The following is a 24,612-nucleotide window of genomic DNA, read 5'->3' on the forward strand; positions in this document are numbered from 1 at the left end:
TATTGTGTGATGATGGATAAATTGGTTGGTATTATTATGGTTGGGCAAGGCTTAGGAATCGTCTGTCCATCGGCTCCCCTGCTGGACCTGATCGCGGACGAATGCAGTTTGGATTGCATGGAGGACCAGCTTTTTATTGGCGCTCCAGGAAGGGGCCAACAGAGTTCGTTTATCACCATCTCCGGTCAGGCGATGGATGACCATCCTTGGCGGGAGAACGGACAAACAATCTTCTAATATTTGGATGTATTCCTCCAAAGTGAGAACCGGTACCTTTCCCTCCCGGTATTCCTGCGCCAGATCGGTGCCCTCCAACACATGGAGCAGCTGAAGTTTAATGCCGTCTGCCCCGCTGCGCCCCACGTATCGGGCGGTTTCCACCATATCCTCCCGGCATTCTCCGGGGAGGCCAAGGATAACATGTGTGATTACTTCCAAGCCGGCTCTTTTGAGTGCGCAGACTGCGTGATCATAGACCGGCAGCGCGTACCCGCGCCGGATGTAACGGGCGCTGTCTGGATGTATGGTTTGCAGTCCCAGCTCCACCCAAACGGGTTTGATTTGATTGAGGCGCTGCAAAAGGGCCAGGACCTCTGGCCCAAGGCAGTCCGGGCGCGTGGCGATCGAGAGCGCAACAATCTCCGGAGAAGCGATTGCCTGGCGAAACAGAGCGTCCAGGTACGGGAGGGGGGCATAGGTATTGGTAAAGCTCTGAAAATAAGCGATGTATTGACCACCTTTATTTTTATGGGCAACCCGCTGCTTGGCGTGGGCCAGCTGTTCTGCCACATGAGTACACGCAGGAGAAGCGAATTCCCCTGCGCCAACCTCACTACAGAAAATGCAGCCGCGGGTTCCTAATGTGCCATCTCGGTTGGGACAGGTCATGCCGCCATCCAAGGCCAGCTTATAAACCTTTCCCCCGAACCGTTCCCGCATCGCCTGAGGAAAAGAATGGTACCACATCACTCTGCTGAAATGCAATCCTGCTTGCCGACGCAGAACATGGTGAAGGTTCCGCCGCACAGGAGCTTTTCTGTTTCGTCACGAATCTCCACTTCTACCACGCACAGTGTGGTTCCCCGGCTTTTCACCCGGCCTTCCGCAATGAGATGGTCCCGTTTCGTATTGCGAAAGAATTCAAAGCTGTTGCTGATGGTGACATAGCGCATCCCGTTGCTCCGGGCTGCTCCTCCTGCGGCACAGTCGGCCATGGTCAGGAACATTCCCCCATGGACCGCGCCGTAAAGATTTCGATTCCAAGTGGTAAGGTCAGCCTCCACGACAGCATGGTCCCGTTCCATCTTGGTCAGCTGAATTCCATTGTGCAGCATGAAGGAATTTTTTTGGTTGGTATCATTGACCATTGCCTGAAAATCCATGGAGCCCTCACTTTCTCGGTCGTTTCGATCACTTATAAAAGAATAAAGGTTACGCCATTGTTATAACGGTCCAGATCGTGATCCCGGCGCAGTTCTTCACACCGGGCAAAGGCCTGGCGTGTGGCTTCCTCAAAGATGGAGAATTGTTCCCCTTTGACAAAATCCCGAATCTCTCCCTGACGTTTCAGCCGTGTGAGATATTTTCGGCTTTCTGTCCGGATTTTTCCACCCTTTCCAGAAGAACCATAGCCATGGATAATCTTCAGAACTGTACAGCCCATGGCGCGGCTGTGGTGAATTTCAAAGGTGAGACGTTTGATGGCCTGGTCAGCAAAGGGCATTCCCAGTTCCAGGTTGACTTCCCGAAGGCGGGAGGAATATCTTGGCCCTTTCATAATTATTTGTCGGTGAACTTTCGGCACTGTTCCAGGAAGAAATCAAAGATTTTTTGTCCATCTGGTTCTCCGTTGGTCCCTGTCATCTGTTCAGGGTGAAACTGAACGGTCCAAATGGGCAAACTGCCGTGCTGCATGGCTTCCACGACGCCAACCGCGTCCCAGGCTGTGGCGTACAGGCCCTGGCCAAACTGCCGGTTGGCTTGGTGGTGAGAACTGTTGACCAGGATTTCCTGTCCGTAGAGATCACCCAGCATGGTCATGATGGACAGGCGCACTGGATGGGTTCGATTTTTCCCCTCCGAAGTCTGTGCGTGCACCTCCAAAAGAGCTGGGGATAAATCCTGATAGATGTTTCCCCCCAGAGCAATGTTCACCACCTGATGTCCCCGACAAATGCCCAAGATAGGCTTATTTTCACAGACACACCGGTTCACCAAAGCCAATTCTACTTTGTCTCTGGGCAGATCAATTTCACGGGACCCCAAATCAGACTCACCAAATTCCGAAGGATCGACATCTCCCCCGCCAGCCAAAATTAAACCGTCGAAGTCCATCTCCGGATCAGGACAGTGAAAAGACAATGCCTCACCGCCGGCTTTCTCCACGGCGGCTTCATACAGGCCGCTGCTCTCAGGAGAGCGGGAAATCAAAATGCGAGGTTTCAAAAGGACATGCCTCCTTTGATTCATTCCAGCCAGAGACTGTATATTTTTATTATATCACAACTCTGCCGTTTTTGGAAAATCTTTTTCATTTAGTACGGCAAAGACGCACCGAGGATTCGGTGCGCCTTTGCCACGGACCAGCGAATCCTTCGCTGTCGCGTCAGTTTATCTTAGTACATTGCGCCGCTCATATCACCTGCAGGCATCCCAGCACCTGTGGCGGAGGGAGGTGCCAAACGGTCACCGACCAGTGCTTCCGTGGTCAGCAGCATAGCAGAGATGGAAGCGGCATTCTCCAGGGCGGAGCGGGTTACCTTGGTGGGGTCCACAATGCCGTTGGAAATCATGTCACAATAGACTTCCTTGTATGCGTCAAACCCATATCCGACCTCACCGCTGTTCTTTACCTTTTCCAGGATCACGGAGGCATCCAGGCCAGCGTTGGTGGCGATCTGACGGAGAGGTGCGGTCAGAGCCCGGGCGATGATCTGCACGCCGGTCTTTTCGTCTCCCTCCACGCTGTCAACCAACTTCTCAATCTCGGGAATGGCATTCACGTAAGCGGTTCCGCCGCCAGCAACAATTCCCTCTTCCACCGCGGCGCGGGTAGCGTTCAGAGCGTCTTCAATCCGGAGCTTCTTCTCCTTCATCTCGGTCTCGGTAGCGGCACCCACCCGGATCACAGCAACACCGCCGGCCAGACGGGCCAGACGCTCCTGCAGCTTCTCACGGTCATACTCGGAAGTGGAGCGTTCAAACTCGTTGCGGATCATCTGGGTGCGCTCCTTGATGGCTTCGGGAGCTCCGCCGCCATCGACAATGATGGTGGTCTCCTTGCCTGCCTTCACCTGACGAGCCGTTCCCAGGTGCTCCATAGAGGTGTTGTGAAGCTCCAGACCGTAGTCGCTGGAAATCACGGTGGCGCCGGTCAGGATGGCGATGTCCTGGAGCATTTCCTTGCGGCGGTCGCCGAAACCAGGGGCCTTTACGCACAGCACATTCAGGGTGCCGCGGAGTTTGTTGACCAGCAGGGTGGAAAGTGCTTCGCCCTCCACGTCTTCCGCCATAATCAGCAGCTTCTTGCCGGACTGGATAACCTGCTCCAGGATAGGAATGATTTCCTGGATGTTACTGATCTTCTTGTCGGTAAGGAGGATCAGAGGATCGTCCAGAACGGCTTCCATCTTTTCCGTGTCGGTTACCATGTAGGGGGACAGGAAACCACGGTCAATCTGCATGCCCTCAACCACTTCGCTGTAAGTTTCAGCCGTCTTGGACTCTTCTACGGTAATGACACCGTCAGAACCGACCTTTTCCATAGCCTCGGCGATCAAGGTGCCGATCTTTTCATCGCCGGAAGAGACCGTACCAACCCGGGCAATGTCCTCACTGCCGTTGACAGGCTGAGAATTCTTCTGAATGGTCTCCACAGCGACCTTGGTTGCCTTGGCCATTCCCTTGTTCATCACAACGGGATTGGCGCCTGCTACCAGATTTTTCAGGCCTTCGTGGATGATGGCCTGGGCCAACAGCGTGGCGGTGGTGGTACCGTCGCCGGCCACATCGTTGGTTTTGGTGGAAACTTCCTTTACCATCTGGGCGCCCATGTTTTCAAAGGGATCTTCCAGTTCAATTTCCTTTGCAATGGTGACACCGTCATTGGTGACCAGGGGCGTGCCATAGGCTCTCCACAGGACCACATTGCGGCCCTTCGGACCGAGCGTTACTTTGACAGTATTGGCCAGCTTGTCAACACCGCGCTCCAGTGCCTGACGAGCTTCTTCCCCATAACTAAGCATCTTTGCCATAATATATGTTCTCCTTCCGATCTGCGGTCAAAATTAGTCTTCCACAATTGCCACGACGTCGCTCTGCTTGACGATGGTCAGCTGTTCGCCGTCGATTTTCACTTCGGTTCCCATGTACTTGCTGGTGATGACTTTGTCGCCGGGCTTCAGGATCATGGTCACTTCTTTTCCGTCAACCAGACCACCGGGGCCAACAGCGACGACAACAGACAGGTCAGGCTTCTCCTTCGCGGCTGCGGTCAGGATAATGCCACCCTTGGTGGTTTCTTCTGCTTCCAGACGCTTGATCACTACGCGGTCGGCCAGAGGTTTCAATGTCATGTTGGGTTCCTCCTTCAAATGTATGTTCAAATGGTGTTCACAAACTTTTAGCTTAGCACTCTTTTTGGTTGAGTGCTAATTCAAGTATTATAATACCCTTCCCTTGCCAATTCCGCAACATTGAAATTTCTGAAAAGAAGAGAAAATTCATATTCATTTTTGTGCATTTTTTCAGAATCCTGAGATTTGAAAGGGATTAAGTAGCGCTCTTCTTTTTTTCATGGTACTGGAAGAGATCACATTTTATCATACCATTATATAATTTTCTTTTTTTGTCCGCTGTTCGCCCAAAGGTCCGCTCAAATTCAGTATGAGAGGAGAGAAGGTTGATGCGCCACCCAGTTGGCAGTCCCTGTACTGCCCTGCCAAAATCTCGGTACAATCCCTCGGCTTCCCGTTTTTCCATCAGCCGTTCTCCATAGGGCGGATTGCTGACGATTCGTCCATAAGGCTCCTTTCTGGAAAAGGCTCTGGCATCGGCGAGAGAAAACCGGACAATCTCCTCGACCTCCGCTTTTTCCGCATTTTCCCGGGCAATCTGTACAGCGGCGGGGTCAATATCTCCTCCCCAAATCTCGTAGTTTCCATGATACTCCAGGTCCATGGCTTCGCCTGCACCGTCTACCCAGACCCGGGAGGGAAGCCAGGTCCATTTTTGGGCGGAAAACCTCCGGTTTAATCCAGGCGCCCGGTTTTTGGCGATCAGAGCGGCCTCAATGGGGATGGTGCCAGAGCCGCAAAAAGGATCACAAAAAGGGTCTCTACCTCGATATCCGGAGAGCAGAACCAGCGCGGCAGCCAAGGTTTCCCGCAGAGGAGCCGCTACCCCGACTGCCCGATAGCCTCGCTTGTAAAGGCCGGGGCCTGTGGTATCCAAAAGTAAGGAAACGGTGTTTTTCATGATGGAGAATTGAATTTGATATAAGGCACCGTCTTCTGGAAGCGTCTGTCTGTGGTAGCATGTGCCCAGTCGGGTTGCCACTGCCTTTTTCACAATGGACTGACAGGCCGGCACGCTGTGCAGGGTGGAATTCAGGCTGAAGCCTTTGACGGGAAAAGCACCGTTGGAAGGGATGAATTCTTCCCAGGGAAGGGCTTTGGTTCCCTGAAAAAGGTCTTCAAAAGAATGGGCTGGGAAGGTGCCCAGAGAAATCAAGACCCGTTCTCCTGTCCGAAGCCGGAGGTTCAGCCGGGGAATGTCCTCCATGGTACCCTGGCAGAAGACCCGGCCGTTCTCAGCCCGAACCTGCTGCATGTTCATGCGCCGGAGCTCGTCCGCTGTCAAGCCCTCTACCCCAAGAAGGGTTGGAATGACAAAGGTGAATTGATCCATAACTTTGATCCTCTCTATCCTGACAACAATGCTTAAAAGTATACCTGCTTTTTTTCCGTTTGGCAAACCTTTTCTGCGGGGGAATTCTTTTTCCCTTCTTTTCTTGCATTTGGTCAGACGATATGATATGCTAAAGAAAATGGTAAGCTTGCGAATGACTGTCCCAAACAAAAAATTTTAATTGGAAAGATGAGATGATGTGTCCCTTATGGACAGTACCTGTATAGCAATCATCGTGATTTTAGTCATTTTAGTGGGGCTCTCTGCATGGTGTTCCTCCACGGAGACGGCCTACTCTTCGGTCAACAAGGTTCGCCTGAAAAACAAAGCGGAGGATGGCAATCCCCGCGCCCAGAATGCATTGGACCTGTTGGAGAAGTATGACAAAGTTCTCTCCTGCATTCTGATTGGCAATAATATTGTCAATCTGACGGCTGCCACATTGGGAACCGTTCTCTTTACGAAGTTGTTGGGTCCGGTCTATGGTCCGGCGGCCTCTACTGTTGTGCTGACGATCATTGTTCTGATTTTTGGTGAGATCACCCCCAAGACGCTGGCCAATGATCAAGCAGAAACCTTCTGTATGCGTGCTGCCCCTGCTTTGCGAGTTTGCCTTGTGATTTTGACGCCGTTGCATCTGTTTTTCAGCTTATTTCAAAAGGCAGCTATCAGGCTCTTCCGCTCTTCAGAAGAGGAAGGCATTACAGAGGAGGAACTGATTACCATGGTGGAAGAGGCAGAAAACGAAGGTGGGTTGGAGCACCATGAAAGTGAGCTGATTCGGGCAGCCATTGAGTTTAACGACATGGAGGTGGAAGATATCCTCACTCCGCGGGTGGATATTGTGGCGGCGCCGGATACCATTACCATGGAGGAGTTTGCCGTCCTGTTTGCGGAAAATGGATATTCCCGGATTCCGGTCTATCATGGTTCTATTGACAATATCATTGGTGTGGTCCATGAGAAAGATTTCTTCTCTGCCCGTTACCACAACCACACAGATGTGATCAGCTTGGTCAGTAAGGTTTTTTATACCACAGGATCGACCAAGATATCGGACCTTCTTCGTCTGCTTCAGCTACGGAAAACCCACATGGCAGTGGTTGTGGATGAATACGGCGGCACCATGGGAATCGTGACGATGGAGGATATTCTGGAGGAATTGGTGGGCGAAATTTGGGATGAGCACGATGAGGTGATTGAGGAGTTTAAGCCCCAAGGGGACGGCAGCTATCTCATCTCCTGCTCTGCCAATCTGGATGATCTCTTCGACCGCTTTTCCCTGCGGGCTGTAGACATTGATTCTGCCACAATCAGCGGATGGGTGATGGAACAGTTGGGACGTGTTCCAGTGGAGGGGGACCATTTTGTCTATGAGACGCTGGATGTCACGGTGACGCGAGTAGAGCACCAACGGATTTTAGAGATCCGGGTGTTTGTCCTGCCGAAGTCAGAATCGGAAACGTAATGTGAAATAGACTCAAGAGGAATCATTTCCCCTTGGGTCTGTTTTTTTGTGCAGATGCGTCGATGGTTCCAATTTGTGGGTAGATAAACAGAGAGAGCTTGACCATGGTGAGCAGTATTCTCTGTTTTGGTTTGACGAGAGAATTTCTCTTTATATGGGTGCTGGTTGGAGCTGCGATCCCCTATGGCATTTTGATAATTTCCCTGGTTCTCTTTTCCTTCCGGTATGATAGGCAACATACACAGGACAAATACAGCAACGGCAGGCAGCGTATCACAGCTGCCTGCCGTTGCTGTATTTTTTGTGAAAGATAAAATAACGTCATAATTTCCCATCTGTTGGCGAATACTACAACCACCAAATCAGAAGAAGGTGATGCCCATGAATTTCATCCCCTGTACCGATCCCTGCATCTATCAAAAGGATGGATACTGCACGCTCTCCCGGGCGGGTTCTGGAGGAAACCCTTCCGCGCACAAGGGGTGCGTTCACTTCCTGCCCCATGCTGCCTCACAGGAGAACCGCCAGCGCCTCTCGGATGTTTTTCACCGGGATCAGCTGTAACCCTGTCGGGGGCACAATGGTCTGCCGTCCATGCCGCTGGGGAACCAAACACTTGGTAAAGCCCAGGCGCCGTACTTCTGACAGGCGCTGACTGAGGGCAGAGACAGAACGAAGCTCTCCTGTGAGTCCCACCTCTCCTACGGCGACTAGGTCCGGTGGCACAGGCTTGTCCCGAAAGCTGGAGGCCAGCGCCAGCACGGCTGCCAGATCGGCCCCCGGCTCATCCAGATACAGTCCCCCGATGACATTGAGATAGGCGTCGCAGGTATTGACTCCCAGCCCTCCCCGCTTTTCCAGAACGGCCATGAGCAGCATGGCCCGGTTATAATCAAAACCATTGGTGCTTCGGCGGGGCGTGCCAAAGGACGTGGGGGTCAACAGGGCCTGTACCTCTGCCAATACAGGGCGGGCACCCTCCATAACGCAGGTGACACAGGTGCCGGGCTCTTCGGTTAGCCGTCCTTCCAGTAACATCTGGGAGGGGTTCGGCACCTCCCGCAGCCCTGTGTCATCCATCTCAAATACACCAATCTCATTGGTGGCGCCATAACGGTTTTTGGCGGCCCGGAGAATGCGGTAAGACATATGGCGGTCCCCTTCAAAATAGAGGACACAGTCCACCATGTGTTCCAGAACCTTGGGACCTGCCAGGTTTCCCTCTTTATTGACATGGCCAATGACAAAAACGGTGATTCCACGCCCCTTAGCCAACTGCATCAGGGCCATGGTGCATTCCTTCACCTGGGAAATGCTGCCCGGAGAGGTTGACTGATCTCCGGTATACATCGTCTGAATCGAGTCCACAATCAGAATATCCGGGGCTGTCTCTTCCACGGCGGCGGAGACCTGTTCCAGATCATTCTCGGCAAAGAGATATAACCCCATCTCCCCCACGCCCAGCCGCTCTGCCCGGAGCTTCAGCTGGCGCTCTGATTCCTCTCCGGAGACATAGAGAACTTTGGCAAACTGACAGAGCTGATGGCAGATCTGGAGCATCAGCGTGGATTTTCCAATCCCCGGCGCCCCGCCGATCAGGACAAGAGAACCCTGGACCGCGCCGCCGCCCAAGACGCGGTCCAATTCCGCCAAGCCAGTGGGGAAGCGAATTTCCTGGTCAATGACCATTTCAGAGACCCGTTTTGGCTTTCGTATGGGCCCTGTAGAGAGGGCCGGTTTCCCGCCGCTCTTTCCCTTGGCCGGGGCGGGCTGCTCTACAATCGTGTTCCAGGCACCACAGGCGGAGCACTGCCCCTGCCATTTCGGAGTCTCATTTCCGCACTGGGTGCAGTAAAAAATGGTTTTGGCCTTCATACAAAGGATTCTCCTTCTTGCGAACTTCCGCTGCTGAGGTAACAGGCGGCCATGGTGATGGCCAGTTTCATTTGGTAGGCCGGCTCCTGGAGCAGACGGTCTTCTTCTGCGTTGGACAAAAAGCCACATTCCACCAAAACGGCCCGGCAGGAGATATGGTTCATCAGGTAGACCGAGGAGGCAATATGCTGGGGAGCCCGCTTTTTCTCGGGAGAAAGGACCTCCAGCATCGTCTGCTGTATCGCCTGTGCCAGCGGCAAGGAGAGCGCCTCGTCCCCATAAAACACTTGAATGCCCCGGTGGCTGGGGCTGGGGGAGGAATTCTGGTGGATACTGATGAGGGTGGCGTTCTCCACCTGATTAATCAGAGCCACCCGATTATGAAGGTCGGAGACTTTTTTCTCCCGTAACGTACTGGCTTCCGGATCGTGGATGGAGACATCGGTGCTTCGGGTCATCACAGTAGGGACACCGTAAAAGCCCATCAGCTGGTCCAGCTCCAAGGCGATGGCCAGATTGATTTGGCTCTCGGACTTTCCGGACACAGAGACCGCACCGCCGTCTTCTCCTCCGTGCCCGGGGTCGATGATTAACGTCTGTTGGGTCATTCGGGCAAAAGTAGGGTCAGCTTTCTCCAGCCAGGTCCCCTGGGCCAGCACCACGACGGCCAGAGCCGTGAGCAAGAGGCCACACCATGTGATGCGCTGTTTCAATCGGTTCAAAAGACATCCCTCCCCAGGCACCTTATGCCGGGAAGCTGCGGGACATACTTTCCCTCTTCGGAAGAGATTCCCTAAAATTATAGCAAAGAATCCTCTGTTCCGCAATCCTCTGCCGCATTCGGTTCCCATTTCCCACTTTGGGGCATAGACTGGACTGAACGCGAATCCCTTTGATTTTGCGTCGTTTTTGTAAAAGGAGGTACTTCCATTGTCCTTTCTCAATTCCAACGGAATGCAATCGGGCGGAAACCGCCCATCCTGTCCTTCCGGGCAGGGCTCTCTGCCTGCCTGCGGTCCCTTCGCGGTCCCCTTTGTTGTCAGCCAGGGAACTGCCCCGCAGCGGTACTCCAAGACGAAGGCCTTGGAAAACGGCACGCTCTTTCCTGATTTGGATCTCCCCTTCCACTTGAAGGTCAACGCCCCCCAACTGGCGGATACCAAGCTGAACCAGCTGCGGGCCCTGGACTTTGTGATCCAAGAACTGGGCCTTTATCTGGACACCCATCCCAACGACAGCGAAGCCTTCGCGCTCTTCCAAAACTATGTGGAGCTGGAAAAAGCTGCCCGTGAAAGCTATGTAGAGCAGCACGGTCCTTTGACCCAGAATGACGCTGCACTGAACAGCACCTACACCTGGGGCAATGGCCCCTGGCCCTGGCAGTATAGCGAGGAGGAGGCGTAAGACATGTTTGTATATCAGAAAAAGCTGCAGTATCCTGTCCGGATCAAGAACACCAACCCTAAACTGGCCGCACAAATCATCTCCCAGTACGGCGGGCCTGAGTGCAATAGGCTACGATAACCTATGCTCCGTTTTTGACAAAAAATTTGTCAAAAATAACATGGTGTTTTTTTCTGTGGACAAGTTTGACCGGAACTGTTGTAAAAAGGACAGGTCTGGTTGCGGGTGCCGCAATTTAGGGCTATGGTAAAACCAGACGGAGAAATAATAATTTCTACCCATTCTCTTAAGGAAACCTTCATTTTCTCTTAATTCTGCCAAAAGATTCCCCTGCTATACTAAAGATGCCGGGAAAACCGGGATACAAAACCCCAGAAGGAGGGAAACGCATGCATGTTTTAATCTTCACCGGACAGTTTGGCATGGGGCACATTGCCGCAGCCCAGGCAGTGCAGGAGGAGATCCTCCGCCAGGAGCCCACCGCATCTGTGACTGTGCTGGATATTGTGGAGGACTGCTTTCCCCAGCTGCACAGACTGGTCTACGGCTGTTTTGATTTTACCGTCAACTACTGCTCTGGCGTCTATAATATGCTCAATCGAATGGCGGGCCGTTACCGCTGTACCCCGATGAAGCGAACGATGGTTCAAAAATTGGACCAACTGCTGTATGAAAGCCAGGCGGATCTGGTGATCTCAACCCTGCCGCTCAGCTCCCAATATATCTCCGCCTACAAGCGGACCACCGGGAGCACCCTGCCCCTTTATACTTACATTACGGATCTGGACGCCCACAGTGAGTGGATTGCCCCTGGAACAGACTGCTATTTCGTAGGGGATGAGTCCACCCGGCTTCAACTTCTTCGCAGGGGAATCCCGGCCGAGCGTGTAGTTGTCAGTGGAATTCCTGTGCGGCAGGCATTTCAGTTTCAGTTCCATGCATCCTCCTCTCCCAAGGAAGTGCTGGTGATGGGCGGTGGATTGGGACTGATCCCCCGGGCGGAAGAACTGCTCTCCGCACTGGACGCGGCCTCTGATCTCCACGTCACGGTGATTACAGGGCAGAATGAGAGTCTCCGCCGGGAACTGACGAAGTCTTATCCCTCCTTTGAGGTCATCGGATTTACCCAGAAGGTGGCCCAGTATATGGCGCGGGCCGATCTTCTTCTGACAAAAGCGGGAGGAATCACCACGTTTGAGGCAATCCATACGGGAACCCCTATGTGCTTGCTCCGCCCCTTCCTCATGCAGGAGGAGGCCAATGCCGCTTATATTGAACAGCAGGGATTTGGGAAAGTCCTTTGGGACAAAGGGAAAGAGGCCTCAGAGGTGCTCTCTCTTCTGCGGGACCCGGAGGCATTGGAGGATATGAAGCAGCGAATGGCGGTGGCGCTGCGAAGTCTGGACCAGACGACCCCTTTGGACCGTTTTGCAGAGACAAGGCGGGCTGTATGTTGATTCCGCTTTTTTTGGTGGGGGGACTGACCGTCGGGAGTTATGCCTTTCTCCCCTCCACCTGGCAAAAGACGCGGCACCGGATGGGGCGGAGAAACCGCTGGCGGGAAGGGACACTGTATCTTACGTTTGATGACGGACCACATCCGGAATATACCCCTATTCTGCTGGACCTGCTGGCAAGCTACCATATCCCAGCCACATTTTTCGTGGTGACAGAGTTTGCCCGGAAAAATCCCGCGCTGATCCAGAGAATGCAGGCGGAGGGACATCTCATTGGGTTTCACTCTGCATCTCACCGCAGTGCCTATCTCATGACACCCAAACAGACCCGGTCTGATTTTTCAGACGGATTGGAGGCCCTTGCCCAGTTGGGTATCTCGCCGCAATATTTCCGTCCACCTTGGGGTGTGGTGAACTGGGCCTCCCTCCGTCAAATCCGAGCGCGCCATCTGCGGCTGGTCCTCTGGGATGTGATGGCCCAAGATTGGAAGCGGAGCATGACGCCGGACGAGATTGCCCGGCGTCTGCGGCTTCGCGCCTATCCAGGCGCGGTCATTTGTCTGCATGATGGACGGGGAAATGCCGGCGCGCCGGGTCGGACCATTCAAGCATTGCAAACCCTGTTGCCCCAGTGGCTGGAACAGGGGTTTCGCTTTCAGACATTAGACCTGTATGAATAAATTACATTGGAAAAAAGGCATTGCCTGTGGAGGGATGTTTCTGGCCCTCTTGGGACTTACATTTTATATCCTTCTGTCCGACCAGGACCCGGGCAAGCTATGGACCGCGCTGGGTCAGGCGGAATGGTCCTGGCTGGCTGTGGGCGCGGCCTGCATGATGCTCTTTTTCTGCTGTGAAGCCAAAAACATTCAAACTGGTTTGGGACTGTTTGGCTCTCCGGCGCCGTACGCCTCCTGCCTTCTCTACGCCATTACGGGGTTTTTCTTCAGTTCCGTGACCCCTTCTGCTTCTGGTGGTCAGCCGATGCAGCTCTATGCCATGTATCGGGACGGACACGCACCAGCACCTGGCGCCCTGGCGCTGCTGACCGACTTTTTCTCCTTTCAGTTGGCTGCGGTTTTTTGGGCCAGTGTTGGTTTTTTCCTGCACCATGCGCAGCTGATCCGCCTGGGGAACGGCGTGTGGCTCTGCTTTGCATTTGGCGCAGTGCTCAATCTGCTGGTGGTGGTGGCTCTGTGCGGTGCGGTGTTCTCTCCACGGGCCCTTCCCACTCTTTGGGGATGGCTGATGCGGCCAGCGCGCCGCCTTTTTCCCCAGCGCGCAGAAGGCTGGAGACGCTGGGGAGAAAAGCAGTGGAAGGATTTGCGGCAATGTACCAGGTGTTACCGTACCCATAAACGGCAGCTGGGTAAGATGTTTCTCACCTCTCTTGTACAGTTGGCAGCTTACCACAGTGTTCCGTTCTGGGTTTACTTGGCTTTTGGGCTGCAGGGACAGTCTTTTTGGGCGATGGTTGGGCTGCAGGGCGTTCTGTTTCTCTCGGTGTCCTCCCTGCCCCTGCCTGGCGCGGTTGGTCTCACAGAGGGAGGGTTTCTCTTGCTATATCAAACAATCTTCCCGGGAGCCCTTCTCCCCAGCGCCATGCTGCTGAGCCGGACAGTCAGTTTTTACTTCTTTCTGCTCCTGAGCGGATTGTTTCTCGCGTTTCGTTTTCTGCGGCTCGCCTGGCGGCATCCAGCGGCAAAAACAACCTGATCATAAATCAATGACCCGCTGTCTTTTTCCAGAGAAGACAGCGGGTCATTGGTTTATTCGATATCGAATTGCGGCCGGCCCAGTCCGAGGAGAACCTGGGTCCCTACGCCTGGTTCTGATGCAATGGAAATGGTATGGCCCAGCAGATTGGTGACCCGCCGGCAAAGGTAGAGCCCAATGCCAGTGGCTTTTTTGTCCATACGGCCGTTGTTTCCAGTAAACCCTTTTTCAAACACCCGTGGCAAATCCTCCGGTGCAATTCCTATGCCGGTATCTGCAATCACCAGGTTTGTTTCTCCTTCCAGAAAAATGGATATTTTCCCGCCTTCCGGCGTGTATTTTAAGGCGTTGGACAGCAGCTGTTCCAGCAGGAAGCAGAGCCATTTTTCATCACTTAAAACTTCCCATTTTGTCTCCTGAAACACCAGCTGGATCTTTTTCAAAATGAAGAGCTTGGCATATTTTCTCACTGTCTGCCGCACCACCGCATCCAGCTGACATCGCTGCAGAACCAAATCCTTGTCCGTGCTGTCCAGGCGGAGGTACTGAAGTACCATATCCACATATTGTGCAATTTTCTGTAGTTCAATTTCCATTTCCGTGGCTCTGTCAGGCCCTGCCTGTAACAGCAGGTCCATTGCCGCGATGGGTGTTTTGATCTGGTGGACCCAGAGAGTATAGTAGGAGGTCAAATCTTCCAGCATGCTGTCTGCCGCAGCTTGTCGCTGACGGTTTTCCCGCACCAGCCGTTGGATCAAATGTTGGTAGTCCTCCTCAATCAATGTGGTGGTCTCCGGCAGGTCTTCCGCTGTCACAAAAATTGCTTCCTCCATTTTTCGAAGGATCTTGTGCTTCCTCCAAAACCGCACAAAGCTCAGTACGGCCCAGAAGGAAGTTCCGATACAGCACAGGCAGAGCAGGTAAGCAATGGCCTCTCCCGGCAGTCCATAGAGCCAAAAGATCAGCACCCCCGACAGAGCGCAAAATAGTCCCGCCGCCGCAACCAGCTTTCGAGATGCCAGCCAAGCGCCAAAAAGCGGTGTGTCATTCATGCTACTTCACCATGTATCCAATGCCTTTTTTGGTTTGGATGAATTCCCGCAGCCCAATACGTTCCAGTTTTTTCCGTAATCTTGTGATGTTTACGTACAATGCGTTTTCATCCACATAGGAATCACAAGCCCAGAGGGCTGCCATCAGTGTATCCCGGGACACTACGTTGGGCTTATTTTCCAAGAGCACCTGCATCATACGGGTTTCATTTTTGGTGAGCTCAACCTTCTTTCCCTCATAGGTCACGGAACATTCCAGACTGCTGAACAGCGCACCGTTGTGTTCCAGCAAATGACTCTGCCCTTGATAGTCATATGCCCGGCGAAGGGCCGCCTGGACTTTTGCCAGCAGCACCGAGAGGTCAAAAGGCTTTGCAATAAAGTCGTCTGCCCCCATGTTGATGGCCATAACGATGTTAATGTTTTCCGCCGCCGAGGACAGGAAAAGGATCGGAACTTGGGAAACCCTGCGAATTTCCTGACACCAGTGGTACCCATTGAAAAACGGCAGCGTGATATCCATGAGGACAAGGTGGGGCTGGAATTCCACAAATTCTCCCAGAATGGAGGAGAAGTCCTGGGTGCATTTTACGGTGAAGTTCCAGGCGGTTAATTTATCGGCAATGGTCTTGGCAATCACCCGATCATCCTCTACCAGGTAGATCCGGTACATGGCCTGATGCCCCCTTTCTTTTCTTTATCATACCGCACAGCCGTGGAAAGCGCAATGCTTTCCACGGCTGTGCCAATTTTTAAGTTCAAGTCAACCACAAGGCGAGAATCCCAATCACCCAAAGGTGCAGAGGGTAAAACACATAAAAAAAGTACTTGCTTCCCTTGGTATTAGGCCCTCGTGTGCCATCATAATGAGAAAGGACGGGCAGGACCGTAATAAACAGAAAGTCCGAGTTAAATGCCAACATTTGCAGGGTCTCCTGCGCTGTGGGGTAAGGGACAAAAACCAGAAGAAACAGCACAGCGGACAGCGCAAAATAGAGTACATTGCGCAGGACCATCCGTTCCCGGCACAAATAAGTGATGAGAAGAAAGGGAAGAATCAGGATACCGCCTTCGGAGAAAAGACTGGCTGCCAAGACAAGGATTACGCCGAAAAGACGGAGTGTCCACTCCCCTGCGGACCGGGGACGCACCCCCCACTGGGTCGCCGGATTGCTGCCTACCAAAATGTTAAGCATCAGGACGCCCAGTGCCAACGTGAGAAAGATATTGTTGGACAGGTGAAGCCCCCGGGACGCGCCGATCGTATTATAGAGAGCGTTGCCCAGCGCCATGATCCCGGCCCAAACAAACAAGCGCGCCATATACCGGACCCGGCTTTTGGTATGCAGGAACCCCTCCACTGCCAAGTAGGCAAACCACACGCCCACACAGCGGGTGAGTACATGAAATATGCCTGTTACTGTGGGAGGCACCAACCCAGGAATATAGGGCAGATGGTCCAAAACCATGAGAAACGCCATGAAGCATTTCCATTGAAAGGCGGTGTATTGCTTTTTCGCTGCCATGAAGATCTCTCATTTCTGTGTGATTGGATAGAATGTTTATCGGACGATTTTATAGTATGTCCGGGCTGTCAGGTGATAAATGATGAAATATCCCATGCCGAATACGACAACGGTTCCCAGGCAGCACAGCGCGAACAGAGAGACATTGGTAAGGTTCAGTGCAGACATGAGTTTGGTGATCATTTTGAACGCAGCCAGCAAATGGATCACCGCACCGAGAAGCGGGAGGAAAAAGACAGCACGGACTTGGCTTCGAATGGCGCTTCTGATTTGCTGCTGGCTCATGCCCACCTTCTCCATGATGGCAAAACGCGCTTTGTCCTCGTACCCTTCCGAAATCTGCTTATAGTAAATAATCAAAACTGTGGCCATCAGGAACAGAGCGCCCAGGAACGAACCGAGGAAGAGGAGACCACCATACATGGAATAAAATTCACTTTCCTGCGCCGGCCGGCAGCTTACCATGTAGTTCCCTTCCGTCTCAAAGGTCATCTGACGGATGGCTTTGTACAGCGCTTCCACGGACTCCTTTTCCGCGCCATCAAAGTCCAGCGAGAACTCCCAATAGACATTGCTGGATAAGCTCTCATCCTGCAGTTGCAGCTGGAACACTTCTTCCAACGTGCTGGCATCTGGCACCACAAGAATCATTTCCCGGTCTGAGTAGGCACTGTGTTTCCCAGTGGGCGATTCTGGCAGCCATGCTGCAATGGAAAAGGACTTTCCGAAGAGAGTCACCTCATGCCATGTGCCGTCGTTTTCTGTGGTGTAAATCGCTGCTTCATTCTCCCCTAAGGAGAGAGGCGTTCCTGTGATTTGGGTGTAGCTGTCTGCGGTCATAACTTCGGTATACACCAGGTCCCCCAGGTGGTCATCCCGGGTTGTCGTTGAAAGGTTGGACCCCTCCGCAGTGGTATTCATCATACGCAGGATATCTACTTCCTGCGTTTTTGTCGGCCGCAGACCATGCTGCTGGGCTAAGGTAAGGACGGTTTCTCTGCATTCTTCTTTTGATGGTCCTTCGGACTCCACCCAGGACTGAGAGAGGGTAATATCATGGGGATACATTGCGTTGAGAACGTCTCCTACCCCAAGATACATACACACGCAGGTAGAGAGCATCACCAAGACCATGGTGGAAAGAATACAAATATTGGACAGACCCACGGCATTTTGCTTCATTCGATAGAGCATCCCCGAGACCCCAATAAAATGCTTGGCCTGATAGTAGTAGTTTTTCCGCTTTTTCATGGCCTTTAAGAACGCGATGGAACCTGCGGTAAACAGACAGTAGGTCCCGACGATGACCAGGATAACGGCTAAGAAGAACAGCATCAGCGCATCCAGCGGGGACTCTGTGGTGATGGCGATGTAGTAGCCGGCCCCCAGGGTGATAAGGCCTACTATTGTCAGGAGAACTTTCGTTTTCGGTTCCTTTTCCCCCACGTTCCCTCCCCGCAGGAGCTCTACCGGCTTGGAAAGGCTGACGTGCAGAAGGTTGCGCATTAGGGCCACCAGATAGATCCCCGCAAACAGGGCGGCGGTAACAGCCACAGAGGTAAAGTTCACCGAAAAACCAAACTGCACGGTAAAGAACAAAATTTTGTAAAGCAGCAGGAGCAGCAGCTTGGACAGAAGAATCCCCAGCAGAATGCCGCCAACGATGGTGACCAGGCAGGTATACAGCGTCTCCCATAAGAGAACCACTGCAATATGCCGCTTCGACATGCCCAAAATGTTGTAAAGGCCGATTTCTTTATGCCGCCGTTTGATCAAAAAACTGTTGGTATACAGCAAAAATATGATGGAAAAAATCCCGACCACAATAGTTCCCAAATACATAATGGCAGGGATTGTGTCTCCTCCAGGCATATTCCGAATTTCTTGGTGCCAAGCCAGAAAGGTAATATTATAGAACATAGCCACAGTAATGATCCCTGTCAGCAAGTAGGGAAACACAAAGCGGCGGTTACGGACCAAATTTCCGGCGGCCATCTTGGGGAAAAAGAGTTTACCCACGGTCAGCACCCCCCGTGGCCAGGGCGGTTAAGGTGTCCGCGATCTGTGTGAACATCGCCTCATTGGTGCGTCCACCCCGGTAGAGCTGATGGAACACCTCTCCATCCTTAATGAAAAGGACCCGGCTGGCGCGGCTGGCCGCTTTGGCGGAGTGGGTCACCATGAGGATGGTCTGCCCTTCCCGATTGATCTGCTCAAAAAGGTCCAAGAGCTGATCTGCGGACCGGGAGTCCAGCGCACCTGTGGGTTCATCTGCCAGAAGAAGCCGGGGATCTGTGATGCAGGCACGGGCCACAGCAACCCGCTGCTTTTGCCCGCCGGAGACCTCATAGGGATATTTCTCCAAAATGTCCTCGATGGAAAGCTTTTTTGCCAGAGGGGCCAGCCGGCGGGCCATTTCCTCATGGTGCATGCCAGACAGGACCAAGGGGAGGTAAATGTTGTCCCGCAGAGAAAAGGTGTCCAATAAGTTAAAATCCTGGAAAACGAACCCCAGATTTTTCCGGCGAAACTCTGCCAAGTCACGCTCCCGGATTTTTCCAATATCCTTTCCCTCCAGAAGAACCTGACCTCCAGTGGGCTGATCCAAAGAAGCCACAATGTTCAGCAGTGTGGTCTTTCCAGAGCCCGATTCTCCCATGATGGCTAAGTATTCCCCCTTCTCCACAGAAAAGGTCACATTGGTCAGGGCGGGGACCAGATGGCCGCCCAGTCGGGTAGTATAGGTTTTTTTCAATGCTTTTACTTCAAGTAGTGTCATTGCGATCCCTCCGGATTTATATCAATTCGCCTATATTATACCCTTAATACAATGAGACAGCCATAGTTTCTCCTTACATTTTAGGCTGAAACCTTACAATTTTGAAAGGTACACGCCGCATTCTGTTGGGAAGGGAAAAACTCGGCATCGCCATAATAAATAAGTCTTTTTTCCTTGTCAATTGATTTATAGAAACCTTAATTATCTTTTTATTTTTTGTTCAGAAAGAATATTTTTTCATAAGAATGAGGCAAGGGAGGAAAAGGACCACGGAAGAACTTTTTCTTCCGTGGTCCTTTTCAAGTCTTTTATTGCTGTACCTGATAATTTGAATAGCCGGAAGACGGAATGAGTTCTCCTTCCGTCGTAATGAAAAGTGCTTCCACATCGTCCAACTGCTCTACCAACGCCATTCCTTTCTCTATGCCCAATAGGAAGCACGTTGTGGACAAAGCATCGCCCTGGGCTGAGGTATCTGACAGAATGGTGACAGAGGCCAGGCCGGTATCTGCCGGGAATCCGGTGTAAGGGTCCAAGATATGGTGATATTTTTTCCCTTGGTAGGTGAAATATCGTTCATCGATCCCTGAGGTAACGATGCTCTTTCCTGTCGCAGACACCACATCCGCCAAAACACCTTCCTCCTCATTGGGGTCCTGAATTCCTATTGTGAATGCTGTCCCTTCCTGCTTGTCTCCAATGAGCAGAATGTTTCGTCCCAAGTTCAAAACCGCATGTTCTACCCCCTGTGCAACCAAGAGCTCCTTCACTTGGTCTGCAATATAACCCTTGGCGATGGCCCCTAAGTTGGCCACCATCCCCTTCCGGGCCAAAAAGGCATGTCCCTCCTTCACCAGCAGATCATCGCTGTCAATCAGCGGCAGGACCTGTTCCAACTCCGCCTGGGAGGGATAGTGCCCCTGTTCGTTGTGAATGTTCCAAAGGGAAACCAGTGGCCCTGTGGTCACATCAAAGTATCCCTCTGAAAGGGCTGCGTATTCTTTTGACAGGCGGAGGACCTCTTCTGTTTCGGGGGAAATCTCCACCCATTCTTCCCCAGCTGCCTTGGCCAGGCGGTCCAGATCACTGCCGGTCTGTTCCACACTGAGCAGAGACTCCAGGCGGCGAATTTCATCAAAAGCCAAATCAATGGTGCTGGCATCGGTCCAGTCATAGAGTGTGATCTCAATGTAGGTATCCAGCATAAAATTGCTTTTTGACACATGCGGGGGTTCCTCCGGCTGGCCTGCTGTACAACCTGCCATGGACAAAATCATCAAAAAAGCCAAGAAAAAAGAAAGCTTTTTCTTCATTGGGAATCTCCATTTCCAGTTTATTGGGTCTATTATAGCGGATCTTGTTCCATGACGCAAGGGGGGGGACAGGCAAGAATTGGCGTCCAAATGCATACCCTTTAGAACCACGCGCAGGAGGTGTCCTATGAGAAAGCATGGACGAGCAATGATAGAAGGCGCGGGCCTGCTCCTTGTGGGCCTGCTCCTCTTTCTCTTTCCAGAGGAGAGCGTCGCAGCGGCGCGGGAGGGGATTTCCCTCTGTGTGGATGTGCTGATCCCGTCTCTGTTTCCTTTTTTTGTGCTCTCCTCTCTTTTGATCTCCACCGGCCTGGCTGGGCTCTGTGCTCGTCCGCTGGAATCCTTCATGCGGCCTTTGTTTGGTGTCGGGGGTGCCGGTGCAGCCGCACTCAGCCTTGGCTTGATTGGTGGCTATCCCGTGGGAGCCAGAACCGTTGCACAGCTGGTACAGCGGCGGGAGTGTTCCCAGACGGAGGCCCGGCGGCTCTCCCTTTTTTGCAATAACTGCGGCCCTGCTTTTTTTATTGGTGCCGCTGGAGTGGGCGTTTTTGGGGCGAAGGAGGCGGGATTTCTCCTGTTGGGCGCAAATTTGACAGCGGCCGTATTGCTGGGTATCCTGTTCCATGTTTTCGGCAAGGAGACTGCCCAAGAGGAAACGAGGAAAAGGGAGCGGCCCGCCCACTCTCCTCTGACAACAGAATTTCCCCAGTGTGTCCGCAATGCTTTTTCCTCTACCCTGGGGGTCTGTGCCTATGTGATTCTCTTTTCGGTTCTGACCAGATTGGCAGATTGTTCCGGCCTGTTGCCCTTTCTGGTCAACGTACTTTCCAGTTTGCTTCCTGGAGAAAACGCCCCTGTTTTGTGCCGGAGTTTTTGTGTTGGCCTTATGGAGCTTTCCACAGGTACCGCGGCCATAAGGGATGGGGTATCTTCCCCTTTGTCGCTGCCTCTGGCGGCGTTTATCTTGGGATGGGGTGGTCTGTCAGTACACTGCCAGTCTCTGCCCTTTTGGCGGGAGGCCGGGGTACCATCCGGGCCCTATCTCCGCGCTAAATTTCTGCATGGCCTCCTTTCCGCTGGTATAACGGCTCTGGCGACGCTGCTTTTTCCCCTCTCGCTGCCTGCCATGGCCCCCGTCACGCCTTTGGCGGCCCCCAGCCTGCTTGGACAGGAAGTTCTGGCCCTTTGGGGAATGGCTGGTATCTATTTTTTCTTCTTCGACCAGAAAAGAGTGGAAAAGTCAAAAAGCACCCGCTATAATAAACGCATACCGTAAAAAACAGGGAGGGAAATCCCCGATGTTGTTTGTAAAAAAAATCGAGCCCAGTTGTTCCTACTGCCAACGGGGAAAAGCCGTTACACCTGATACCGTCCTCTGCAAGAAAAAGGGCGTGATCCCTCTGGCAGGAGCCTGTTCTGCGTTTCGATATGACCCGCTGAAACGGGTGCCGCCCCGGCCGGTCACACCGGATTTTTGCCATCTGGATGGGAAGGACTTTACCTTATAAGAGGGCGACGACCTTTTGCTATGAAACAAACCATGACAGCTTGCTGCCAGTACTGTAATGCATAAAAATAAGGCATGGCCTATTGGCATGCCTTATTTTTATGCGAAAAACAGGAAGCACTTTATGCCGGTGGGTTGCAAACGGAACAAGCCGTATAGCCTTGCCCCTTGGCCTGCGAAAGCGTCCGCGCGTGGCAGCTCTCCCGGAGATACCGGCAGCCATATCGATGGTATTTGGACCCAGTATCTGTCACATATACTGTGGCGGTCTGCGTCCCCTGACTGGTGGTTGTGCTGTTCCCGCTGGAAGATGCTGCTGTGCTGGTTTTGGATTGGGGCTTGCTTTCCTCCTTTGCTTTGTCCGCTTTGGCTTTTTGTGCGGCCTCCTTTAGCCCGTCCTCCCGACCTTTTTGATAGCCTGCTTGGTAGCCTTCTTCGTGCCCAGCGTCATATTGTGCGGAAAGTGCCGAGGCAGAATCCCTTTCCGCGCTTTCTTTCCCCTGCTGGTACCCTTCCTCCCGAATGGTCGCCAGTTCCTCTTCGTTTACAATTTGGCAGGCGGACAGGCTGAAGATCAGAACAAGAGTGGCGAGAAAGATTGAGACAATACGCATAGAATCACCTCCTTTTTAGTTATGTTAGCATATATTTGTCGAAAGATAAATATAAAAACAAAAAGAGGTTTTAATATGCGACATATTATATTAACTAATAAGTTGAAAGGGCCCTTGGGAAGACTCCCAAGGGCCCTTTCCTATCATCCCCTAAATATCCTGACACGAAGACATTCAAGGGATGATACAGTAAGTACAAGTTTTTTGTACAAACGGTCTTGCGTGACGGGCGTTCCCGGCAAACATTGTGCCGGGATGCCCGTAACCACTTGTTTAGACGAGAGTATCTGGATGCAGTCCAAAGCTCACAGCGATGGCAGCGTCTACCCGGTGCATCATGGGGCCGTCTACCCGGCCCATGTGTTCCCGCAGGCGTTTTTTGTCCAGGGTCCGAATCTGTTCCAACAGGATCACGGAGTCCTTCGGCAAACCGAACTGCCGGGCCGCCAATTCAATGTGCGTGGGCAGCTTTGCCTTCCCGGTTTGGGAGGTGATGGCTGCCGCGATGACAGTCGGGCTGTGGCGGTTGCCGGTGTCATTCTGCACGATGAGCACCGGACGAACGCCCCCTTGTTCACTGCCCACCACTGGGCTCAGGTCAGCATAAAAGATATCTCCACGCTTTACGCTATTATCCACAAAAGCTCACACTCCGCCGGAAGTAGAATCCTGCGTTACATGGATATCTTATCCTATGTAACGCGGTTACTATGATTCTCCCACGGACAGGCGGCCTTTATACCCCAAGGGGGAAAAAAGTCACCGCCTCTGGCCAGAACGGAGTAGATCCATGCTCCGTCTCCTTCCCTTGCTCTATCCTATGCAGACGGTTCTTTTTCGGGAACCGTGTCGGTTACAGATAGATGCGGGGAATTCGTTTGGTAAGAACGCAAAGCAGCTCATAAGAAATGGTGTTCATGATTTCGGCGCCGGCCTCCACAGGTTGGCTTCCTGTCTGATCACTGCCGTAGAGGATGGCCACGTCTCCTTCTTTGACATCGGGCAGGTCCGTAACATCCACCATACACATATCCATGCAGATTCTGCCCGTCACAGGGACGTTTTTTCCATGGAGAAGTACAGTAATCCGGTTGGAAAAGCCCCGGCAATATCCATCCCCATAGCCGATGGGAATCACTGCCAAGCGGGAGTCCCGCTGGAGTGTGTGGGTGCGCCCATAGCTCACCGGGGTTCCGGCAGGGACTGTCCGAACGGTGGCGACACGGCTTTTCAGTTCCAGTACGGGGACCAGGTCGCAAAGACCGGGGTCCATTGTACGGTCTGGAAAATGGCCATAGAGGACAATGCCCGGGCGGACCATATCCAGATATGTGGCCGGATACAGGAGCGTAGCCGCGCTGTTGGCACAGTGACGGATGGCAAATTCATAGCCCAGTTCCTTCACCTTTTGTATGATATCCAGGAACCGGTTAAACTGCATCATGGTGTATTCCTCACTGCCGTCGGAATCGGAGAAATGGGTAAAGATTCCCTCGGCATGAAGACCAGGAAGTCTGACCGCTTCCGTAATCTCCTGGGCAGACTGTGTCATGTGGGCCTCGTCACACAAAAAGCCCAACCGGGTCATGCCGGTGTCACATTGGATATGGACTGTAATGGTTCCTCCCGCGCTCTGGGCTTCGGCAGAAAGGGCTTTGGCATAGGACAGGTCGTAGCAGGCCTGGGTGATGTTATACTGCATGAGTTCTTTCCCATAGAAGGAAGGGGTACATCCCAGGATCAGGATCGGCGCTTGGATTCCCGCCTCCCGAAGTTCAATCGCCTCGTCCAAGCAGGCGACCCCCAAATAGTCCGCCCCCAACTCTTCCAGCTTCTTTGCCACAGGGACAGCGCCATGGCCATAGGCATCTGCCTTAACCAGCCCCATAAACTTGGTTCCATAAGGAGTCAACTGACGCAGCGCGTGGTAGTTGTGGGCCAATTTTTCCATGGATACCTCAGCCCAAGTCCGTTTCTTTTGTGATTCCATTGTA

General features: G+C 52.8%; 25 protein-coding genes and 1 pseudogene. 8 read left to right on the top strand and 18 right to left on the bottom strand.

What is annotated here, in order from left to right:
* Nucleotides 1-51 precede the first annotated feature (51 nt).
* The 7 genes from mnmL to DV520_RS01325 form a co-directional block, all read right to left on the bottom strand.
* Nucleotides 52-966, bottom strand: coding sequence for a tRNA modification radical SAM protein MnmL/YtqA (mnmL, locus tag DV520_RS01295; protein WP_021919610.1), 915 nt, complete (start codon nucleotides 964-966; stop codon nucleotides 52-54).
* Entirely contained in the window at nucleotides 966-1,382 is a 417-nt protein-coding gene (locus tag DV520_RS01300; protein WP_021919611.1) for a PaaI family thioesterase, read from the bottom strand. The genes mnmL and DV520_RS01300 overlap by 1 nt, the downstream gene beginning before the upstream one ends.
* Before the next feature lie 32 nt (nucleotides 1,383-1,414).
* Nucleotides 1,415-1,723: a Smr/MutS family protein gene (locus tag DV520_RS01305; RefSeq protein ID WP_021919612.1), complete on the bottom strand. Its 309-nt coding sequence runs from the start codon at nucleotides 1,721-1,723 to the stop codon at nucleotides 1,415-1,417.
* 56 nt (nucleotides 1,724-1,779) lie between these two features.
* Nucleotides 1,780-2,445 carry a gamma-glutamyl-gamma-aminobutyrate hydrolase family protein gene (locus DV520_RS01310; protein WP_021919613.1) on the bottom strand — a complete coding sequence of 222 codons (666 nt, stop codon included), beginning with the start codon at nucleotides 2,443-2,445 and terminating at the stop codon, nucleotides 1,780-1,782.
* A gap of 170 nt (nucleotides 2,446-2,615) precedes the next feature.
* A complete protein-coding gene (gene groL / locus DV520_RS01315; protein WP_021919614.1) occupies nucleotides 2,616-4,253 on the bottom strand; it encodes a chaperonin GroEL in 1,638 nt (545 codons plus the stop codon).
* A gap of 33 nt (nucleotides 4,254-4,286) precedes the next feature.
* A complete protein-coding gene (locus DV520_RS01320) occupies nucleotides 4,287-4,574 on the bottom strand; it encodes a co-chaperone GroES (protein ID WP_021919615.1) in 288 nt (95 codons plus the stop codon).
* Between the two features lie 196 nt (nucleotides 4,575-4,770).
* A complete protein-coding gene (locus DV520_RS01325; protein ID WP_117141524.1) occupies nucleotides 4,771-5,907 on the bottom strand; it encodes a THUMP domain-containing class I SAM-dependent RNA methyltransferase in 1,137 nt (378 codons plus the stop codon).
* Between the two features lie 208 nt (nucleotides 5,908-6,115).
* Between DV520_RS01325 and DV520_RS01330 the strand changes: the two genes are divergently transcribed.
* Nucleotides 6,116-7,375 (top strand): HlyC/CorC family transporter, encoded by a 1,260-nt coding sequence (locus tag DV520_RS01330; protein WP_021919617.1) that lies wholly within the window; start codon nucleotides 6,116-6,118, stop codon nucleotides 7,373-7,375.
* Between the two features lie 510 nt (nucleotides 7,376-7,885).
* Here the strand turns inward: DV520_RS01330 and radA are convergent.
* A complete protein-coding gene (gene radA / locus DV520_RS01335) occupies nucleotides 7,886-9,250 on the bottom strand; it encodes a DNA repair protein RadA (RefSeq protein WP_117141525.1) in 1,365 nt (454 codons plus the stop codon).
* Nucleotides 9,247-9,972, bottom strand: a complete 726-nt coding sequence (locus DV520_RS01340) for an N-acetylmuramoyl-L-alanine amidase (RefSeq protein WP_021919620.1) — start codon at nucleotides 9,970-9,972, stop codon at nucleotides 9,247-9,249. Before DV520_RS01340 ends, radA begins: the two co-directional genes overlap by 4 nt.
* A 208-nt stretch (nucleotides 9,973-10,180) precedes the next feature.
* Here DV520_RS01340 and DV520_RS01345 point away from each other — a divergent pair, with 208 nt between their 5' ends.
* From DV520_RS01345 to DV520_RS01365, 5 genes and pseudogenes are all read left to right on the top strand, one after another.
* Entirely contained in the window at nucleotides 10,181-10,654 is a 474-nt protein-coding gene (locus DV520_RS01345; RefSeq protein WP_021919621.1) for a spore coat protein CotJB, read from the top strand.
* Nucleotides 10,655-10,657: 3 nt separating this feature from the next.
* A pseudogene (locus DV520_RS01350) lies at nucleotides 10,658-10,756 on the top strand (manganese catalase family protein); the annotation flags it as partial.
* Nucleotides 10,757-11,043: 287 nt separating this feature from the next.
* Entirely contained in the window at nucleotides 11,044-12,111 is a 1,068-nt protein-coding gene (locus tag DV520_RS01355) for an MGDG synthase family glycosyltransferase (RefSeq protein ID WP_165850007.1), read from the top strand.
* Nucleotides 12,105-12,791, top strand: a complete 687-nt coding sequence (locus DV520_RS01360; RefSeq protein ID WP_117141527.1) for a polysaccharide deacetylase family protein — start codon at nucleotides 12,105-12,107, stop codon at nucleotides 12,789-12,791. The genes DV520_RS01355 and DV520_RS01360 overlap by 7 nt, the downstream gene beginning before the upstream one ends.
* 34 nt (nucleotides 12,792-12,825) lie before the next feature.
* The gene (locus DV520_RS01365; RefSeq protein ID WP_165850008.1) at nucleotides 12,826-13,827 is read left to right on the top strand and encodes a lysylphosphatidylglycerol synthase transmembrane domain-containing protein; all 1,002 of its coding nucleotides are present in this window, start codon (nucleotides 12,826-12,828) and stop codon (nucleotides 13,825-13,827) included.
* Between the two features lie 53 nt (nucleotides 13,828-13,880).
* Here the strand turns inward: DV520_RS01365 and DV520_RS01370 are convergent, their stop codons facing one another.
* The 6 genes from DV520_RS01370 to DV520_RS01395 form a co-directional block, all read right to left on the bottom strand.
* Nucleotides 13,881-14,879: a sensor histidine kinase gene (locus DV520_RS01370; protein WP_117141529.1), complete on the bottom strand. Its 999-nt coding sequence runs from the start codon at nucleotides 14,877-14,879 to the stop codon at nucleotides 13,881-13,883.
* 1 nt (nucleotide 14,880) lies between these two features.
* Nucleotides 14,881-15,552 carry a response regulator transcription factor gene (locus DV520_RS01375; RefSeq protein ID WP_021919627.1) on the bottom strand — a complete coding sequence of 224 codons (672 nt, stop codon included), beginning with the start codon at nucleotides 15,550-15,552 and terminating at the stop codon, nucleotides 14,881-14,883.
* Between the two features lie 85 nt (nucleotides 15,553-15,637).
* Nucleotides 15,638-16,405: a TraX family protein gene (locus DV520_RS01380; protein ID WP_117141530.1), complete on the bottom strand. Its 768-nt coding sequence runs from the start codon at nucleotides 16,403-16,405 to the stop codon at nucleotides 15,638-15,640.
* Between the two features lie 36 nt (nucleotides 16,406-16,441).
* Entirely contained in the window at nucleotides 16,442-18,424 is a 1,983-nt protein-coding gene (locus DV520_RS01385) for an FtsX-like permease family protein (protein WP_242984615.1), read from the bottom strand.
* Nucleotides 18,417-19,184, bottom strand: a complete 768-nt coding sequence (locus DV520_RS01390) for an ABC transporter ATP-binding protein (RefSeq protein WP_117141531.1) — start codon at nucleotides 19,182-19,184, stop codon at nucleotides 18,417-18,419. The genes DV520_RS01385 and DV520_RS01390 overlap by 8 nt, the downstream gene beginning before the upstream one ends.
* A 308-nt stretch (nucleotides 19,185-19,492) precedes the next feature.
* Nucleotides 19,493-20,407 carry an FAD:protein FMN transferase gene (locus tag DV520_RS01395; protein WP_165850009.1) on the bottom strand — a complete coding sequence of 305 codons (915 nt, stop codon included), beginning with the start codon at nucleotides 20,405-20,407 and terminating at the stop codon, nucleotides 19,493-19,495.
* Nucleotides 20,408-20,624: 217 nt separating this feature from the next.
* On the opposite strand from DV520_RS01395, the gene DV520_RS01400 reads away from it, so the two are divergent.
* On the top strand, nucleotides 20,625-21,773 hold the full coding sequence (locus DV520_RS01400; protein ID WP_117141576.1) for a nucleoside recognition domain-containing protein: 1,149 nt from the start codon (nucleotides 20,625-20,627) through the stop codon (nucleotides 21,771-21,773).
* Nucleotides 21,774-21,795: 22 nt separating this feature from the next.
* On the top strand, nucleotides 21,796-22,005 hold the full coding sequence (locus DV520_RS01405; RefSeq protein WP_021919633.1) for a hypothetical protein: 210 nt from the start codon (nucleotides 21,796-21,798) through the stop codon (nucleotides 22,003-22,005).
* A gap of 121 nt (nucleotides 22,006-22,126) precedes the next feature.
* Here DV520_RS01405 and DV520_RS01410 read toward each other — a convergent pair whose 3' ends face one another.
* From DV520_RS01410 to alr, 3 genes are all read right to left on the bottom strand, one after another.
* Nucleotides 22,127-22,618 carry a hypothetical protein gene (locus tag DV520_RS01410; protein WP_117141533.1) on the bottom strand — a complete coding sequence of 164 codons (492 nt, stop codon included), beginning with the start codon at nucleotides 22,616-22,618 and terminating at the stop codon, nucleotides 22,127-22,129.
* Between the two features lie 273 nt (nucleotides 22,619-22,891).
* Nucleotides 22,892-23,257: a type II toxin-antitoxin system PemK/MazF family toxin gene (locus DV520_RS01415; RefSeq protein ID WP_117141534.1), complete on the bottom strand. Its 366-nt coding sequence runs from the start codon at nucleotides 23,255-23,257 to the stop codon at nucleotides 22,892-22,894.
* A gap of 214 nt (nucleotides 23,258-23,471) precedes the next feature.
* Nucleotides 23,472-24,608 carry an alanine racemase gene (gene alr / locus DV520_RS01420; protein WP_117141535.1) on the bottom strand — a complete coding sequence of 379 codons (1,137 nt, stop codon included), beginning with the start codon at nucleotides 24,606-24,608 and terminating at the stop codon, nucleotides 23,472-23,474.
* Between the last annotated feature and the right edge of the window lie 4 nt (nucleotides 24,609-24,612).

The organism is Evtepia gabavorous (assembly GCF_003425665.1).
In the GTDB taxonomy this organism is placed as follows: Bacteria; Bacillota; Clostridia; order Oscillospirales; family Oscillospiraceae; genus Evtepia; species Evtepia gabavorous.

Bases quoted from the DNA above. Each gene is read 5' to 3' on its own strand.
- DV520_RS01330 (WP_021919617.1), top strand. From the start codon at position 6,116: ATGGACAGTACCTGTATAGCAATCATCGTGATTTTAGTCATTTTAGTG.
- DV520_RS01300 (WP_021919611.1), bottom strand. From the start codon at position 1,382: ATGGATTTTCAGGCAATGGTCAATGATACCAACCAAAAAAATTCCTTC.
- DV520_RS01325 (WP_117141524.1), bottom strand. From the start codon at position 5,907: ATGGATCAATTCACCTTTGTCATTCCAACCCTTCTTGGGGTAGAGGGC.
- groL (WP_021919614.1), bottom strand. From the start codon at position 4,253: ATGGCAAAGATGCTTAGTTATGGGGAAGAAGCTCGTCAGGCACTGGAG.
- alr (WP_117141535.1), bottom strand. From the start codon at position 24,608: ATGGAATCACAAAAGAAACGGACTTGGGCTGAGGTATCCATGGAAAAA.
- DV520_RS01410 (WP_117141533.1), bottom strand. From the start codon at position 22,618: ATGCGTATTGTCTCAATCTTTCTCGCCACTCTTGTTCTGATCTTCAGC.
- DV520_RS01365 (WP_165850008.1), top strand. From the start codon at position 12,826: ATGTTTCTGGCCCTCTTGGGACTTACATTTTATATCCTTCTGTCCGAC.
- DV520_RS01305 (WP_021919612.1), bottom strand. From the start codon at position 1,723: ATGCCCTTTGCTGACCAGGCCATCAAACGTCTCACCTTTGAAATTCAC.
- DV520_RS01320 (WP_021919615.1), bottom strand. From the start codon at position 4,574: ATGACATTGAAACCTCTGGCCGACCGCGTAGTGATCAAGCGTCTGGAA.
- DV520_RS01390 (WP_117141531.1), bottom strand. From the start codon at position 19,184: ATGACACTACTTGAAGTAAAAGCATTGAAAAAAACCTATACTACCCGA.
- DV520_RS01400 (WP_117141576.1), top strand. From the start codon at position 20,625: ATGAGAAAGCATGGACGAGCAATGATAGAAGGCGCGGGCCTGCTCCTT.
- mnmL (WP_021919610.1), bottom strand. From the start codon at position 966: ATGTGGTACCATTCTTTTCCTCAGGCGATGCGGGAACGGTTCGGGGGA.
- DV520_RS01370 (WP_117141529.1), bottom strand. From the start codon at position 14,879: ATGAATGACACACCGCTTTTTGGCGCTTGGCTGGCATCTCGAAAGCTG.
- DV520_RS01355 (WP_165850007.1), top strand. From the start codon at position 11,044: ATGCATGTTTTAATCTTCACCGGACAGTTTGGCATGGGGCACATTGCC.
- DV520_RS01380 (WP_117141530.1), bottom strand. From the start codon at position 16,405: ATGGCAGCGAAAAAGCAATACACCGCCTTTCAATGGAAATGCTTCATG.
- DV520_RS01375 (WP_021919627.1), bottom strand. From the start codon at position 15,552: ATGTACCGGATCTACCTGGTAGAGGATGATCGGGTGATTGCCAAGACC.
- DV520_RS01405 (WP_021919633.1), top strand. From the start codon at position 21,796: ATGTTGTTTGTAAAAAAAATCGAGCCCAGTTGTTCCTACTGCCAACGG.
- radA (WP_117141525.1), bottom strand. From the start codon at position 9,250: ATGAAGGCCAAAACCATTTTTTACTGCACCCAGTGCGGAAATGAGACT.
- DV520_RS01360 (WP_117141527.1), top strand. From the start codon at position 12,105: ATGTTGATTCCGCTTTTTTTGGTGGGGGGACTGACCGTCGGGAGTTAT.